Source organism: Bacillus sp. MT94 (genome assembly GCF_058792475.1).
Window position 1 is genome coordinate 441,121 of sequence record NZ_JBXAEZ010000003.1, and the last position, 14,177, is coordinate 455,297.

At 33.9% G+C, this 14,177-nt stretch carries 18 protein-coding genes and 2 pseudogenes; 10 read left to right on the plus strand and 10 right to left on the minus strand.

All coding sequences use genetic code 11. From position 1 onward, the window contains the following. Positions 1–32 precede the first annotated feature (32 nt). Both dhaS and dhaQ read left to right on the plus strand, forming a co-directional pair. On the plus strand, positions 33–599 hold the full coding sequence (gene dhaS, locus AC1Q51_RS14000) for a dihydroxyacetone kinase transcriptional activator DhaS (RefSeq protein ID WP_000204213.1): 567 nt from the start codon (positions 33–35) through the stop codon (positions 597–599). A 19-nt stretch (positions 600–618) separates the two neighbouring features. Continuing rightward, complete coding sequence (gene dhaQ, locus AC1Q51_RS14005) at positions 619–1,617, plus strand: DhaKLM operon coactivator DhaQ (protein ID WP_098256867.1); 999 nt, start codon at positions 619–621, stop codon at positions 1,615–1,617. A 99-nt stretch (positions 1,618–1,716) separates the two neighbouring features. On the opposite strand, the gene AC1Q51_RS14010 is transcribed toward dhaQ, so the two are convergent. Then, a complete protein-coding gene (locus AC1Q51_RS14010) occupies positions 1,717–2,352 on the minus strand; it encodes a VanZ family protein (protein WP_098256866.1) in 636 nt (211 codons plus the stop codon). A gap of 244 nt (positions 2,353–2,596) precedes the next feature. On the opposite strand from AC1Q51_RS14010, the pseudogene AC1Q51_RS14015 reads away from it, so the two are divergent. The 4 genes and pseudogenes from AC1Q51_RS14015 to AC1Q51_RS14030 all read left to right on the plus strand — a co-directional run. Beyond that, a pseudogene (locus AC1Q51_RS14015) lies at positions 2,597–2,747 on the plus strand (IS3 family transposase); the annotation flags it as partial. Positions 2,748–2,892: 145 nt separating this feature from the next. Then, positions 2,893–3,204 carry an ArsR/SmtB family transcription factor gene (locus AC1Q51_RS14020; protein ID WP_000433732.1) on the plus strand — a complete coding sequence of 104 codons (312 nt, stop codon included), beginning with the start codon at positions 2,893–2,895 and terminating at the stop codon, positions 3,202–3,204. Positions 3,205–3,484: 280 nt separating this feature from the next. Next, on the plus strand, positions 3,485–4,660 hold the full coding sequence (locus AC1Q51_RS14025; RefSeq protein ID WP_065228393.1) for an MFS transporter: 1,176 nt from the start codon (positions 3,485–3,487) through the stop codon (positions 4,658–4,660). A gap of 632 nt (positions 4,661–5,292) precedes the next feature. Next, the gene (locus AC1Q51_RS14030; protein WP_000505669.1) at positions 5,293–5,403 is read left to right on the plus strand and encodes a YjcZ family sporulation protein; all 111 of its coding nucleotides are present in this window, start codon (positions 5,293–5,295) and stop codon (positions 5,401–5,403) included. A 59-nt stretch (positions 5,404–5,462) separates the two neighbouring features. On the opposite strand, the gene AC1Q51_RS14035 is transcribed toward AC1Q51_RS14030, so the two are convergent. The 3 genes from AC1Q51_RS14035 to AC1Q51_RS14045 are packed head-to-tail and all read right to left on the minus strand — an operon-like array spanning position 5,463 to position 6,909. Next, the gene (locus tag AC1Q51_RS14035; protein ID WP_063246236.1) at positions 5,463–5,834 is read right to left on the minus strand and encodes an ATP synthase subunit I; all 372 of its coding nucleotides are present in this window, start codon (positions 5,832–5,834) and stop codon (positions 5,463–5,465) included. Between the two features lie 39 nt (positions 5,835–5,873). Next, on the minus strand, positions 5,874–6,407 hold the full coding sequence (gene pssA, locus AC1Q51_RS14040) for a CDP-diacylglycerol--serine O-phosphatidyltransferase (protein ID WP_098850938.1): 534 nt from the start codon (positions 6,405–6,407) through the stop codon (positions 5,874–5,876). A 43-nt stretch (positions 6,408–6,450) separates the two neighbouring features. Further along, the gene (locus AC1Q51_RS14045; protein WP_000198941.1) at positions 6,451–6,909 is read right to left on the minus strand and encodes a MarR family winged helix-turn-helix transcriptional regulator; all 459 of its coding nucleotides are present in this window, start codon (positions 6,907–6,909) and stop codon (positions 6,451–6,453) included. A 430-nt stretch (positions 6,910–7,339) separates the two neighbouring features. On the opposite strand from AC1Q51_RS14045, the gene AC1Q51_RS14050 reads away from it, so the two are divergent. Continuing rightward, a complete protein-coding gene (locus AC1Q51_RS14050) occupies positions 7,340–7,606 on the plus strand; it encodes a YmzC family protein (RefSeq protein WP_000400971.1) in 267 nt (88 codons plus the stop codon). Positions 7,607–7,774: 168 nt separating this feature from the next. Here AC1Q51_RS14050 and AC1Q51_RS14055 read toward each other — a convergent pair whose 3' ends face one another. Next, positions 7,775–8,329 carry an HPP family protein gene (locus tag AC1Q51_RS14055; protein ID WP_000368844.1) on the minus strand — a complete coding sequence of 185 codons (555 nt, stop codon included), beginning with the start codon at positions 8,327–8,329 and terminating at the stop codon, positions 7,775–7,777. A 116-nt stretch (positions 8,330–8,445) separates the two neighbouring features. Then, entirely contained in the window at positions 8,446–9,030 is a 585-nt protein-coding gene (locus AC1Q51_RS14060; protein WP_001158435.1) for a CGNR zinc finger domain-containing protein, read from the minus strand. A gap of 414 nt (positions 9,031–9,444) precedes the next feature. Between AC1Q51_RS14060 and AC1Q51_RS14065 the strand changes: the two genes are divergently transcribed. Then, positions 9,445–9,984 (plus strand): DUF4352 domain-containing protein, encoded by a 540-nt coding sequence (locus AC1Q51_RS14065; RefSeq protein WP_001035572.1) that lies wholly within the window; start codon positions 9,445–9,447, stop codon positions 9,982–9,984. Between the two features lie 103 nt (positions 9,985–10,087). Here AC1Q51_RS14065 and AC1Q51_RS14070 read toward each other — a convergent pair whose 3' ends face one another. Further along, on the minus strand, positions 10,088–10,345 hold the full coding sequence (locus AC1Q51_RS14070) for a hypothetical protein (protein WP_000013694.1): 258 nt from the start codon (positions 10,343–10,345) through the stop codon (positions 10,088–10,090). Positions 10,346–10,542: 197 nt separating this feature from the next. On the opposite strand from AC1Q51_RS14070, the gene AC1Q51_RS14075 reads away from it, so the two are divergent. After that, on the plus strand, positions 10,543–10,668 hold the full coding sequence (locus tag AC1Q51_RS14075; RefSeq protein ID WP_000540377.1) for a YjcZ family sporulation protein: 126 nt from the start codon (positions 10,543–10,545) through the stop codon (positions 10,666–10,668). A gap of 800 nt (positions 10,669–11,468) precedes the next feature. Next, the gene (locus AC1Q51_RS14080) at positions 11,469–12,851 is read left to right on the plus strand and encodes an alpha/beta hydrolase (protein ID WP_492331560.1); all 1,383 of its coding nucleotides are present in this window, start codon (positions 11,469–11,471) and stop codon (positions 12,849–12,851) included. Between the two features lie 95 nt (positions 12,852–12,946). On the opposite strand, the gene AC1Q51_RS14085 is transcribed toward AC1Q51_RS14080, so the two are convergent. From AC1Q51_RS14085 to AC1Q51_RS14095, 3 genes and pseudogenes are all read right to left on the minus strand, one after another. After that, the gene (locus AC1Q51_RS14085; protein WP_000631589.1) at positions 12,947–13,333 is read right to left on the minus strand and encodes a hypothetical protein; all 387 of its coding nucleotides are present in this window, start codon (positions 13,331–13,333) and stop codon (positions 12,947–12,949) included. Further along, positions 13,317–13,514 (minus strand): annotated as a pseudogene (locus AC1Q51_RS14090) (GNAT family N-acetyltransferase); the annotation flags it as partial. The gene AC1Q51_RS14085 and the pseudogene AC1Q51_RS14090, both read right to left, overlap by 17 nt. Before the next feature lie 331 nt (positions 13,515–13,845). Beyond that, positions 13,846–14,169 carry a hypothetical protein gene (locus AC1Q51_RS14095; protein WP_000351757.1) on the minus strand — a complete coding sequence of 108 codons (324 nt, stop codon included), beginning with the start codon at positions 14,167–14,169 and terminating at the stop codon, positions 13,846–13,848. Positions 14,170–14,177: the final 8 nt, after the last annotated feature.

Here is a 14,177-nt window from a genome sequence, read left to right on the forward strand (position 1 = left end):
TTTATATTAATAACATTCTAGGGATGATTCAGATGACCTCTTCTATAATTTCTAAAAAGATAATCGCGAACTCATTGAAGTATTTAATGGAAACAGAGTCGTTTCATAAAATATCAGTGAGCGATATTATGTTACACTGTCAAATGCGTAGGCAAACTTTTTATTATCATTTTAAAGATAAATTTGAACTATTAAGCTGGATTTATAGAGAAGAAACGAAAGAAAATATTATAGACTTTCTCGATTATGAAAAATGGGAAAACATTTTCGATTTATTATTTGATTACTTTTATGAAAATCAAAAATTTTACCGAAATGCTTTTAAAGTCATTGAGCAAAACTCGTTTAATCACTATTTATTTGAACATACGAAAAACTTATATATGAAGATTATTGATGAATTATCTGTGAGCTGTGGATTCAGCCTTTCTGATGAGACTAAAAATACGATTGCCTCCTTTTATAGTCACGGCTTCGTTGGAACGATAAAAGATTGGATTGAAAGCAAGTGCGAAGTAGATCCATCCGTTATGTCTTCTCTTATGAAAAATATGATAAACAATCAATTACTACTATTACTTGAGCAATCAGCAAAGTAATTAAAGGGTGGCAAAAGCAATGAAAAAGATTATGAATGATGTACAAAATATCGTTCAAGATATGCTGCATGGCTTTTATTTTGAACATAACGACAAAGTAAATTACGATGAAACAAATAACATCATTTATGTAAAAGATATCGAAAAAATGAAGCAAGACGTCGCTATTGTAAGCGGCGGTGGTAGCGGACATGAACCTGCTGATATTGGTTATGTAGGAAAAGGTATGCTTACAGCGGCAGTAAACGGCAATATTTTCACTCCGCCTACAGTGGAACAAATTGTAGCGGCAACTCGCCTCATACCAAAAGATAAAAGTATACTATTCATCATCAAAAACTTTAAAGATGACGTAGAAAACTTTCTAGCAGCAAAGCAAATTGCTCAAGAAGAAGGAAGAAAAGTTGACCATATCATCGTAAATGACGATGTTTCAATTGAAGATGATGCTTCTTTTAATAAAAGAAGACGCGGCGTAGCTGGCACTGTTTTCGTTCAAAAAATACTTGGTGCGGCCGCTCTTGAAGGTCACTCTTTAGAAGAACTAACAACAATTGGCCGTTCTGTTACAGAAAACTTACACACATTAGGAGTTGCTCTTTCACCTGCAAACGATCCAGTGAAAGGAAAAGCTTCCTTCACATTAACCGAAGATGAAGTCTTTTACGGCGTCGGTATTCACGGCGAAAAAGGTTACCGCAAAGAAGCACTATCCTCTTCTGAAATATTAGCGATCGAACTAATGAACAAACTAAAAAGCATTTATCGCTGGAGAAAAGGTGACAACTTCGCTATCCTTATTAATGGACTCGGCGCAACTCCATTAATGGAACAATACATTTTCGCAAACGACATTCGCCGTTTGTCTGAACTTGAAGGATTGCAAGTGACATTCGTAAAGGTTGGTACGCTGTTGACTTCTTTAGATATGAAAGGTGTTTCGCTCAGTTTGCTTAAGGTAGCGGATTTGGATTGGATGAAGTGGTTGAAAGCGGATGTTAGAGTGGGTAATTGGTAAGTAAAAATCATGATGATAAAAGCCTTTAACTATAACAAGTTAAAGGCTTTTTACAAATTGAAATATCGCACGAGCGTTCAAAAGAAATTCGTAATCACCTCACTGAATGATGACAGGTCTTCCAAATAAAGCTGGATGATAAATTAACATCGCCCCTACAAATGAACACACTAAACAAAAAACAGCCTCGTATTTTATAACTAGAGAAGAGTTGGTATCAAGCTTTTTCCCCTCTCTTCTTAATATCATTTTAAAAGCTCTATATAATAAATATCCAACAATCGCCCCGAGAGTGTTCGTAAATAAATCATCAATATCTGTAATTCTATTATTTAGTAATTGATTTAACTCAATTGCCAATGAAAAAAAGAATCCTGCACATACGGTGTTTTTCATTTTTCTAAAATGCGGCCAAATCATCGGTAATAAAAAACCTAACGGCATAAACAGTACGATGTTCAAAAGATACGTAGTACTACCTGCCGTATCAAATAGAGTCAAATTGATTTGACTTACACGAATCCACGTTTCATATCTACTTATATCCCATACAGTCGCGATCTGCGTCACCCTATACACTAACGAAAGGTAGAATAGAAAAACATATACCCATAGAAAATGCCGAATAGATATGTTTCTTTTCGCTTTAAAATAAAATCCAATTTGAAACACAATACAAAAAATAATCGTAAAAAAATACGTATACAAATAATTAATCAAAACTCCTGTATCCATGTAGAATCCCCTAACTTTACATTTTCATCTATGACTTTGTCTTTTTTAGTCTCCTTCATGATGTAACTCATTTATAGGATAGGAAAAACTTTTAAAATAAAGAGTGGGGTAAACATAAAATTTTTCTTAAATCTTCAGTTGGGTTTTATTATTACTCTTCTTAGGCATCCGCCATTGATAGCTAGGCAACAACATGCTTAAACCTAACAATACTATCATTTTTGCACGTAATCCTCGTAGTACTTTAACCGATAAAGCATATATAAAATCATGTGACTCGTTTGTTCAGTTAAAACATGAAATTAATAAATATATGACGTACTATAATCACTCTTGCTATCAATGGAATTTAAAGAAGATGACTTCTGTTTGCATACAGAAATCATCTTTTTTAGGTTGCCTAACTTTTTTTAAAATGTCCTTTACAAAGGGTACAGATCAAGAGCACCTTATTCCTATTCGAGGGGATCAACTATACCTTCTTCCCTTAAAATCACACAAACCCATTTACAAATCTATAAAAGTAGATATAATATCCTTATGGAACCTTCATTAATTTATAAAGCATTGTCAAATGAAACAAGATGTCAAATTCTATCATGGTTAAAAAATCCAGAAAACCATTTCGACGAAAAACCTTATTTAGAACAAGGGATTAATTTTCAGATTGGAGTGTGTGTAGGAGATATTCAGCTTAAAACTGGCTTAGCCCAATCGGTTATTTCTAGTTATTTATTAACTATGAAAAAGGCAGGACTACTAGACTCTGACCGAATTGGAAAATGGACATATTATCGTCGAAATGAAAAAACAATACAAGCGTTTTCTGAATACGTTCAAAATGAATTATAAAGTAAAAGCAAATAATCAACCTACCATTGATTATTTGCTTTCACACATTCTGCTTTTATATAGCTGCCCAATACATTCTTTTTAAAACTTCGCTACCTATAAAAGAAAGAAACATAGAAAGGAGCATCTTTTTTAACATATCATATCTAGTTATTTAGATATCTGTGTTTGTGTTTAACATTACATAATTCTATTACTATTGACATCCAATCATGCTCATTTCCTTGTTAATAAATCGATTTCACTTTCAAAATAATAAGAAGAATGGAGAGTTTTACAAATGAAAAAAGTAAGTCCTTTACTTATTCTTACACTAGCAATAGGGGTGTTTGGAATTATTACTACCGAGATGGGTATTGTCGGTGTATTACCACAAATCACTCAGAAATTTGGCATTTCAACTGCACAAGCAGGGTTTTTAGTAAGTATATTCGCACTAGTCGTTGCTATTTCTGGTCCGTTTTTAATTCTGCTCGTCTCTAGTATTAATCGTAAAATAATTTTATTAATAGCAATCTTTGTTTTTGTTATTTCAAATATAATTTACGCTTATACAACACAATTTGAAATCATGCTTATTTTTCGTATTTTACCTGCAGCACTTCACCCACTCTTCTTTTCAATCGCTCTTGTAACTGCTGCTAAACTTGTCCCTCCTGAAAAGAGTGGTCAAGCGGTTACAAAAGTTTTCATGGGAATTACGGTTGGCTTTGCACTAGGTGTACCATTAACCTCTTACCTTGCAGATCAATTTTCATTAGAAATTGCTTTCTTATTCGGAGCGCTTATTAACGCCCTTGCATTCATTGGAATACTAATCTCACTTCCTTCTATGCCCGTTAAAGAAAAAATGTCTTTCGGCAAACAAATTCGTATACTCGGCAAACCAGGATTATGGTTAAATATTTTAACTGTCACATTCCTTTTTGCAGCCATGTTTTCCGTATACAGTTACTTCGCCGAATACCTTGCGAAAGTAACTTCCATGAATGGATCGCTCATCAGTATCATGCTATTCATATTTGGTATAGTTATGATTTTAGGCAATCATTTATTTGGTAGTCTTCTGCAAAGAAGCATAGTAAATACAGTAATATCGTTCCCTATTTTATATTCTATTGTTTACATATTGGTTTATTATTTAGGTCCTTATCTTGTTCCAATGATTTTTATGGTATTCATTTGGGGAATCGTGCATGCTGGTGGATTAATTGTTGGTCAAACATGGTTAATAAGTGAAGCAAGAGAAGCACCCGAATTTGGTAATAGCCTATTCGTTTCATTCTCAAATCTTGGAATTACTCTAGGAACAACTATTGGAGGCTGGTTCATTTCAAACTTAGGTATTCATCAACTTATTTGGAGTGGATTTATATTTACACTACTTTCATTTCTATTAATTATAATAAAACTAAAATTTTTCACTTCTAATAACCTAGCTTCATTATCAAGCTAGTACATTTTCAGTTCCAAACTGGATAAAAAACATTATACAGTGAAACTTTAATCAGCTCTCACCAATCGGGCGTTTATGGGCAGCCCGGCAAATAGTGGGATAAATTCTATATAAAATACTGGTTATTCTTCTTATAAGATTTTATAAACTATAAAGTATGACACTCAGAGCCTTTAGCTATAAATACAAGTTAAAGACTTTTTATATAAAAACAGCTTTAAAAGGTGCTAATTTTATGGAACATCATCAAAATAGAATACTAAAAAAAGGCTCCATTGCTGGAGCACTCAAAAAATAATATAACTAAACGAATTAAAACAAGGAACAGACAATTAAAATATACAAATAAAACATAAATAAATCTATATATATGTAATATTACATATAAAAATCCTATTTATCACTGCTATAATAAACTTACTCGATGATTGTTATATTATTCATAGGTTAAAAGCAATAAGTTACCTTCTTAACACCAATTTACAAAGAAAAAAAGACATCTTAATTGATGTCTTTTTTTCTTTTCCAAAGGACCTGCTCAATTATTGCGTAAAAAACATAAAGTAATTTGAATCCGTTAAAATACATGAGTGTACCCTTGTTTTCCCCTCTTATTAAAAGGAGGAACTATTATGGGTTTTGGTGGTAGTTGCGGCGAAGGCTGCGGTTTTGCTGGAGGATTTGCTTTATTAGTTGTACTGTTTATTTTATTAATCATCGTTGGAGCTTCTTGCTTCTGCTAAAAAACTATCAGAAAAGACACTCTTATATGGGTGTCTTTTCTTTATAATAAAGTGAAACTTTATTCCTCCGCATCCCTCATACTGTAATACCCCAAATTAATAATAACCAAGAAATACCCACCCATAATTCCGGCAGCGAATGTCCACATGAATTCATGGTGTTCAATTTCATACATAATAATCGCGCCGAGTATTGCGGCTGCGAATCGATTCATCATTCCGAGCATCGGTGCTTTTTCTTTTTTTACAATGCTATCTCCGAACTTTTCAATACGCCTTCCTAAAATCCAGGCGCAGTACATACTCACCAAAAGGCCAATGCTTATCCCTACAAACTGGGCTGAAAAAGGTGTCACGAGCCAGCCCAATAACATTACGCCTAGCAAACAATACATTTGTATGTTAAACGATTTTAGTGCCATACGAATCATGTTATTCTCCTTTATCTTTCTCATTGTAATTCCGTATCATCAATCCAATCTTCCAGGCTTCAAGCTTTCAGCTATATCTTTTTTAAAATGAGGAAATTTGATTTTGCTCACCATTAAATAAGCGAGTACGCATGTACCAAACGCCACGGAAACTGGATTCTTTAAAAAACATAAAATGAGGAGACACATTGCCGCAAATGGAATCGGCATACCGATAAAGGTCGGGAGTTTGCTTTGCTGTGTGTTAAATCTTGCAAGCCGAAGCATTCCGCAAATACTGTAAGCAAGTGCACATATCATCCCGATAGACTGCAAATCTTTTAAAGCGACACTATATGCAAGAATAGACGGTGCCACACCAAAAGTAACTAAATCCGCAAATGAGTCCAACTCTCCACCAATTTCTGAAACAGAATCCAGTTTCCGAGCGACCATGCCATCAAAAAAGTCAAACAGCATACCTGTAATAATAAAAACTGCTCCCAAATAAATATCGTGAACGAAAATAGCGTAAATAGCTAAAAGCCCACATACAAAATTTGCTATCGTAATCATATTTGGTATGAAACTCATAATGCACTTCTCCTCCTTTCTACTAATTGCTTCATCTAAGTTCTTACTCATTACAATCAAGATCCTTCTGCTTTTCTTCCAATATCACTTTATTTATTTTCGTTAACGTATCTGTCATTTGCTCTAGGGCGTTTATATCGATTTTAGAAAAATATTTCTCAATTAATACATCATCTAACTCAGACAACCGCTCTATATACTTACTACCGTTTGGACCAAGTGTAAGAAAATACTCCCGTTTATTATTAGGGTTTACTTGTTTTGAAATCATCTTCTGTTTCTCCAATTTCGATAAAACTTGGCTAACGGCACTTTTTGATACATTAAAAGTAGTCGCAATGTGATTTGCCGTCGTGTTTTCATTTAAATTAATATGAAATAGCATGCTCTCTTGCTGTCCTGTAAGACCGAACTCATCTTTTAACTCCTGGAATAGTAAAATGTAGAATTCATTATAAGCTCGGTTCATTTCATTAATTACTTCTTTATACGTTCTAGTCATAGCGTTATTCCTCCATGCTTTTATTTCGCTTAATAGTTAAGTTAACTTAACTATAGTATACCGTTATGTTCATGTAAAGGGAAATATCGCTCTACACTTTACTCACAATGATACAAAAAAGAAGACACTCTTCTAAAACAAGTTTAGTCGCTTCTGTCTCACTGCTTTCCTCATCCAAATACTCGGTAAGTCATTCTGAATAATCAAAAAGAAAAACAATTAAATTCCATATAGACCCATTACTGGTTAAAATGTTATAATGGAATCACCCTACATAGTTACTCATAGCCAGACTGAGGAACTAGCGTCTTATTAAGTAATGCGCATAACTAAAATAAAAAAGACACTTTACGGTGTCTTTTTTATTTATATTCCTAGGAATTATCTCTTTTATAAACACACTCTATCAAACAGTAAAGGAGACAAACAGATGGAACATCCTGTTGCAAGAGAATTACGTTTTATACGGGTATGTCTTATCATTTTGATTATTGTCATTGCATTCTGGAACCGGGAGAAAACTGTGGAAATTACTGATCACGGTAGCGATCCTATTTTAAACACCAGCAATATGACCCAAGTTGGTGAGAATACATTTGCATACAAAGACGAATCGAATCAAATTAAAATATTTAAGTTTAATCCAGATACAAATGAAATAAAATTAATAAAAGAGTTTTATGCTAACGAATATTAATTACATGAATTAAATAATTCAAATCTGTAGAAGACACTTTAAAGTGTCTTTTCTTTATGAACTACAAAGTATGAGAACCCAAGCCATTACGACTAAGGCTTTTACTATATAAAAAATAAAACATAGTAAGAATAGAATACTCACTTAAATTATTTTTCACTTCACAAACTACATCCAAAAAGTTGGATAACTTCTTTTACTACTCATATTATTAATAAATAAAGCAATAACTACAATAACAACGGAGCCAATTAAAACTGGTGTTACTAAATAACTCCAACTGTTTGCCCCTAAAATAACGATAATCGGATCGGCGCCTGCCGGAGGGTGCGTCGTTCTCGTTAACATCATAACGGCTATTGCCATCCCCACCGCTAAAGCAATTGTCCAATATTCATTCCCAAACAAATGATATATTGATAGACCAATGAAAGTTGAAATCAAATGTCCTCCAATAATATTACGCGGCTGAGATAATGGCGCATTCCAAACTCCAAACGCTAATACACAACTCGCACCAAATGGAGCCATTAATAATTCTGTAGAGGTTATGCTCGTTAAATATGTTAAGGTAAGAATTGTTAAAAACCCCCCTAGTAGTCCCGTTAAAGAGTCCTTTACATTTACTTGTAATGGGCTTCTTCCTTTCCCTTTCATTTTTGTAAAATATCGTACACTTATTGGTTGAGGATCTTTCTGCTTAGTTGCTGTTATATTATCCATCGTTCTCCTCCTTTATTTACCAACAATTATAACTCGGCATAACTAACCTGTAAATATTAATTTAAGGGGTTAGTTCTAAAGTACAAAAAAAGAATCAACTGTTATAAGTTGATTCTCTAAACTTCTTCAAATTTTCGATCCTGAAATTTTGCTACCTTTTTCCGGTTCCCACATATTTTCATAGAACACCATTTTCGTTTTCCACTCTTATCTATAAATAATAAAACACAGTCAGGATTTGAACACCTTTTAAGGGAAATAAGCTTATTTTCTGCTATTAACGTTAAAGCGTCAAATGCAATTAACGATGCGAGTACATCCTCGATTTCTCCAACTGGGATAGATACTAGCTGCTGTTCAATGATTTTATATGTAAATGGTGCCTTCTCAATTTGTTTTTCTAAATACGTAATAAAATCATTAGAAATTTCTTGCTGATCAGCAATTGCCTCAAACTGTTTTCTCAATACTTCTCTTACCTCTAATATGCTAGATGTAACTTGATCCATTCGCTTCTGAATTCCTATAAGTGTTTTTTCATTCCAAAAAGGAAGATTAACCTTTATTACATGTAGCCATTCTAATACATCTTCATCTGTTATTAATAAATCATAACGTTGTCCACGCCTAACTAACTCTGTATTTACTAAATCTAATGAGAGATTTCCCGATATAAGCGGGAATTGTTTTGTTTCCTGCATGTACTCATCACCTTCTCTTTAAACAATCATATTCCAGATTAATACAGCAGTGCAACTTTTTTATAAACTACAAAGTATGAAGATTAAAGCCTTTAGCCATAATTACGACTAAAGGCTTTTTGTATGTAAGTAAATGAAAAAGGAGCTAATTTTATGGAACATAATAAAAATGGAATGCTTGCTTTAATTGTTTTATTTTTAGGATTAGTGTTTTTTGTTAGTGGAATGGTTTATCATTTATGGGGCTCATTTTAATTTCAACTTTTAGACAGATAAATAATTCGAATCAGAGAAATGCTCAATTTTTCCCTTTTCCTTCCAAAATTAATATAATAAGATATAAAATGTAATACATATACAAATATATATAGCACTCATTAAAAGTGCTTCTATTTTGGAAGGAAGAAACAAACGATGAACAAAAAGTTATTAGCATCATTATTATGTAGCACATTCTTGTTTGGAGCATCGGCTTGCAGTTCACATGATGCGCCTGCGAAAAATGAGCAGGCGACTTCTAAAAAAACAGAGAATGACAAACTTAGCAGCAAGGATCCGCAAAAAGAACTTCCTACCAATGTAGATTCCTCTGATGTATACATGTCAATGGGATCTGCCGAGTCATTAGATGTTCTAGGGACTGGAGAAGTTAAAGCACAAGGTGTCTTTAAAGTATTAGACATCGCCGTTTATAATCGTAAAGAAGAACCCATTACACTAGATATTAACAACTTTAAATTAATTGATGGATTTGGAAGAGAATATCACATTTCCAATGAATATCAGTCAGTACTTAAAGCTGCAAATATCTCCACATTCAAATTTAATATTGTTAATCCTAATGAAAGTTCGGAAGGAAACATTGTATTTGATGTACCGAAAAACACGCAAGGATTAACTTTAAAAATTAATAATGATAAGTTAGATAAAGAACTCCAATTAAAAGTGGAATAGGCCAATAAATGCGTCTCCCTTAACATTCTCTACCGACATAAAAAAGTACAGTCTTTTCTACAGCAGACTGTACTTTTTTATTTATCATTTCACATAACATTCCCTAATTTTTTTGACTAGATGCTCTCCAATCACGAAAAGATGTTGGGCGTCCAGAAAAAGCTCTTTGCTTTGTAACAGATGGTTTTTCTTCAGGAGTCATTGTTTTTTCTTTAAGAGTCGCTGGTTTTTCTTTAAGCGTCACTGATTTTTCTTCAAGAATAGTCACAGCTGTTTGCATTTTCTCTAACTGTTCTTTCAACAATTGTTGTTCAATCTTTAAATCCGTAAGTAAACGTAAAATCATCTCAGAATTAGCCATAAGATCCTCCTTCCCCCAATACACAGAATAAAATACAATATGTAGCAGACGAAATACCGGTGACAAAAATAAGGTCGTCAACTCTTTTTAACTTCCAAAATCCTTTTATTTTTTTAAGGACCTGCTCCATTCACCCTTAAAAACATAAATTAAATTAAATCCATTATTAAATGGTCTTTATGGAAGGAGGAGTTAATATGGGCTATGGAGGTAGTTGTGGTGGAGGCTGTGGTTTCGGCGGCGGATTTGCCTTACTTGTTGTGCTCTTCATCTTATTAATCATCGTTGGCGCTAGCTGTTGGGGCGGCGGATTCGGCTGCTAAGGAGAGGCACTCTTGAGAGTGTCTTTTTTTTGATATGTGGCTTGTATACATATTGTTCAAATCTATATATTTTTTAAAAATATAGATTTAAAGCATATTTCTCAATGAATAAAACAACTTAACATGGTAAAATAATATTTGGATGGGAGTCCAATATATTATTAAAATTAAGATGGTTCAAGTCGAAGGAAGGCACCTTAGGGTGTCTTTTCTTTATGACTTCTATCATCAACAAAGGGTGATACAAACTATTACATATGTTTGTACCACCCTTTATTGATGCGTTTAGACTTCACAGGTGTTGAAGTTTTAGACTTCTCCCTTAGTGTACCCATCTTATTAGAACATCCTGTAATCTGTAGACAAAATGTAGCTAATAAAAACAATATTAATAATTTCTTCAATAAATCCTCCTACATACATAAAACACCATATGTTACAAAACAAACATAACATCAACTCTTCATAAAAACAATATAATCCTCGGTCCTTAAGCTATCTCTTAACATAGGAGTACCGCCACATATCCATTTTTAAAATATCCCCTACTTAAGGAATTTGTAAGTATCAAGTAAGAAAAACGAGAACTTTGTTTCGTATAATCAAAATATAAAGTGAAGGAAGAAAGATTATTTCTGGGATTAATATGCATGTGACAAGAGAAGAAATCTACGTTTTTTTAGAATAATAATATGAGTATGTCCAAGTTTTGGAGATTGCTTGCAAATATTTTTAAGTTTTCGCACCAGAACCCTAATTACCCTACCTGTTTTTTACCATCACATATTGGAGGTTAAAACATGAATAAAAAAAAGAAAATACAAAGATCAGCACTTACCTTTACCCTACTCTTTTCTTTAGGCGTTTCATCTTTCCCGCTTACAACAACTATTCACGCAGATACACGTGAGAAACAATCTGCTGAAAAGAAATTAATCTCTTTAACGGAGCGTACATCATTATTTTTTGAATATCTCCAGCAAGGTAAGTATGCAGAGGCACTACAGTTGACGTCTACTGCTTTTCAATCCAAATTTACAGCAACCACATTACAAAACTGGTGGACACAAAGTGGCTGGAGCGGGATAAAAAGCATGGGAATCCCTGTGATAAAAGAACGAAACTTGGTCCATCAGACGGTGGAAATTCCAGCAGCTACCGAAGGAACTACCATACCGCTACTCCTTAAATTCACACCTGGCGGGAAAGTAGATGAAATTGGAGAAAGGCCACCCGAGGAATCTTTTACCATCCCCCATCCTAGCTATGATCAACCTGACTCCTATCAAGAACGTGAAATCGTCATTGGAAATTCTACCTATCCGTTACCAGCGACATTAACAGTTCCGAAACATAAGCCTGGTGAAAAGCTGCCCGTAGTTGTTCTTGTTCATGGTGCTGGCATCCATGATCGCGATGCTACCTATTTGGGAACAAAAATCTTACGCGACCTTGCGGTGGGCCTTTCATCCAACGGAATTGCAGTGTTGCGCTATGAAAAACGTACCTTAGAACATGCATTAAAGATGAGTGCAGAACCTGTTACGTTAGATCGTGATACTACAGATGATGCTATATATGCAGCAAAATCAGCAGCGCAGCAGGAAGGCATTGATCCAAATAATATTTTCATTCTTGGACATAGCCTAGGAGCCGGCACAATGCCGCGTATACTAAGCAAAGCGCCTTCCTCACTTGTCCGAGGAAGTATCTTACTCGCACCACCTGCACGCCCTTTGACTGACATTGCCATTGATCAGTATCAATACCTTGGGGAGTCAAAGGAAGTAATCGATGAATTAAAAAGACAAGTCGCTTTTATCCAGGATCCTGCTTTCAATCCTGACCATCCTCCAGCTGGCTACAATTTTGGGTCACCTCATTTTATGTATGATGTTTCTAGGTGGCGTCCAGTTGAAGAAGCACAATCACGAAAGGAGCCTTTACTCATTTTGCAAGGAGCACGCGATTATCAAGTAACAGTAAAAGATGAATATACAAAATGGCAGAAAGGACTTTCAAACCGCGGGAATGTTCAGTTCAAAAAATACCCGAAATTGAATCATTTCTTCACGGAGGGTGACGGGGAATTAAGTCTTCCTAGTGAATACGAAATTCCTGCTAATGTTCCCGAGTATGTCATCCAAGACATTATTACATGGGTTAACGAGACAAAAAAATAAGAAAACATCAAAAGCCTTCATGCAATCATCATTGCGTGAAGGCTTTTTGAAACTAGTGATTCAGAGATAGCTATTATAATGGATCAAAACGAAAATTATATTTTTCTACGTACTAAATAAAACGCTAAGGAACCCATAATAACAGGTGCAACGAAGTCAAAGAAATATGAAAAAGAAAAATTAAAAAGAAAAAGAAATGGTATAAGTGTATAGATAACTGCTAGTCCTATAAATAAAGGAATTCCAAATTGAAACTCTCGACATCGTTTAATTTTCCTATATAAGACTTCCCCAATTAGACAAGCTATAAGAGCTGGTATACTACCATAAGTGACGATAGTTTTTATGAACCCCTGTAAAACGTCTGGGTGAATAAAGCTAGGATTAAAAATATATGAAATTAAGAACCATCCAAAAATAAAAGCAAATAGACTTGCAGCATAACTAACTACAAATTTTATCAAAGTAAGCAACGTAATCATCCTCACAATTCCCTAATATTATCTTCATTTTATCATTTTCTCTTAAAAAGATTCCAAAAGGGTATACTTGCCCTTCAGCTTTCTTTTTTAACGCTTGTTCAAGACGTATTTTTTGATGTTATTCTGTATAAAAAACTTTTGGGAGCAACCTGTTCGAAAAATTGATAAAGAATAAGCGATTGAAGGATGAAAATAGAAGACTACAAGGAAAACTGTATGAACAAATATAATGAAACAAGGCTCTTACTTTGTAGCGGTATCCACGAAGTAAGAGCCTTGTTTTTTCTACTCATTTTTTATATCAGTCTTGATTTTCCAATGGAAAGGCACAGAAAATCTACTACAGAAGTTGTGATACCTCTAGGATTAACAAATTCTTTAAATTTCTGTGTACTACGTACAAGCCCTCTACTTTTGGCATGTGCCTCTAATTCAGCTCGAACTTGTATTGTATCCGGAGCCATTCTTTCTAAAGCATGCGCAGAATATTTACGATCATTAATTTCGAGTTTTTAAAACTCATTTATTGTAACTGTAAAATGTGGTTTGAATTTTACTTCGATTTTTTTCTTTTCTTCTGTACCTAGAATGTATAGTGAATCATTACGAGTATATATTTCTTTCACTGATTCCATCTTGGTTTCTATGATACGTTTGTCTTCGTATAGCATTATTAATTCAACTGTTGCATCATAATAGAACATATTCATAACCAGTTCAAATCCAAGTTTATCAATTTTACTATATCGATACGCACCTGCACCTGGAATATAGTAATCTTCTGGTTCGCTTTCGAAAATTTCTAGTAACTCATACTTATCATGTTTAATATCCAATATTCCTC

Excerpts from the sequence above, each read along its gene's own strand:
- dhaS (WP_000204213.1), top strand. The coding sequence starts at position 33 with ATGACCTCTTCTATAATTTCTAAAAAGATAATCGCGAACTCATTGAAG.
- dhaQ (WP_098256867.1), top strand. The coding sequence starts at position 619 with ATGAAAAAGATTATGAATGATGTACAAAATATCGTTCAAGATATGCTG.
- AC1Q51_RS14010 (WP_098256866.1), bottom strand. The coding sequence starts at position 2,352 with ATGGATACAGGAGTTTTGATTAATTATTTGTATACGTATTTTTTTACG.
- AC1Q51_RS14020 (WP_000433732.1), top strand. The coding sequence starts at position 2,893 with ATGGAACCTTCATTAATTTATAAAGCATTGTCAAATGAAACAAGATGT.
- AC1Q51_RS14025 (WP_065228393.1), top strand. The coding sequence starts at position 3,485 with ATGAAAAAAGTAAGTCCTTTACTTATTCTTACACTAGCAATAGGGGTG.
- AC1Q51_RS14030 (WP_000505669.1), top strand. The coding sequence starts at position 5,293 with ATGGGTTTTGGTGGTAGTTGCGGCGAAGGCTGCGGTTTTGCTGGAGGA.
- AC1Q51_RS14035 (WP_063246236.1), bottom strand. The coding sequence starts at position 5,834 with ATGATTCGTATGGCACTAAAATCGTTTAACATACAAATGTATTGTTTG.
- pssA (WP_098850938.1), bottom strand. The coding sequence starts at position 6,407 with ATGAGTTTCATACCAAATATGATTACGATAGCAAATTTTGTATGTGGG.
- AC1Q51_RS14045 (WP_000198941.1), bottom strand. The coding sequence starts at position 6,909 with ATGACTAGAACGTATAAAGAAGTAATTAATGAAATGAACCGAGCTTAT.
- AC1Q51_RS14050 (WP_000400971.1), top strand. The coding sequence starts at position 7,340 with ATGGAACATCCTGTTGCAAGAGAATTACGTTTTATACGGGTATGTCTT.
- AC1Q51_RS14055 (WP_000368844.1), bottom strand. The coding sequence starts at position 8,329 with ATGGATAATATAACAGCAACTAAGCAGAAAGATCCTCAACCAATAAGT.
- AC1Q51_RS14060 (WP_001158435.1), bottom strand. The coding sequence starts at position 9,030 with ATGCAGGAAACAAAACAATTCCCGCTTATATCGGGAAATCTCTCATTA.
- AC1Q51_RS14065 (WP_001035572.1), top strand. The coding sequence starts at position 9,445 with ATGAACAAAAAGTTATTAGCATCATTATTATGTAGCACATTCTTGTTT.
- AC1Q51_RS14070 (WP_000013694.1), bottom strand. The coding sequence starts at position 10,345 with ATGGCTAATTCTGAGATGATTTTACGTTTACTTACGGATTTAAAGATT.
- AC1Q51_RS14075 (WP_000540377.1), top strand. The coding sequence starts at position 10,543 with ATGGGCTATGGAGGTAGTTGTGGTGGAGGCTGTGGTTTCGGCGGCGGA.
- AC1Q51_RS14080 (WP_492331560.1), top strand. The coding sequence starts at position 11,469 with ATGAATAAAAAAAAGAAAATACAAAGATCAGCACTTACCTTTACCCTA.
- AC1Q51_RS14085 (WP_000631589.1), bottom strand. The coding sequence starts at position 13,333 with ATGATTACGTTGCTTACTTTGATAAAATTTGTAGTTAGTTATGCTGCA.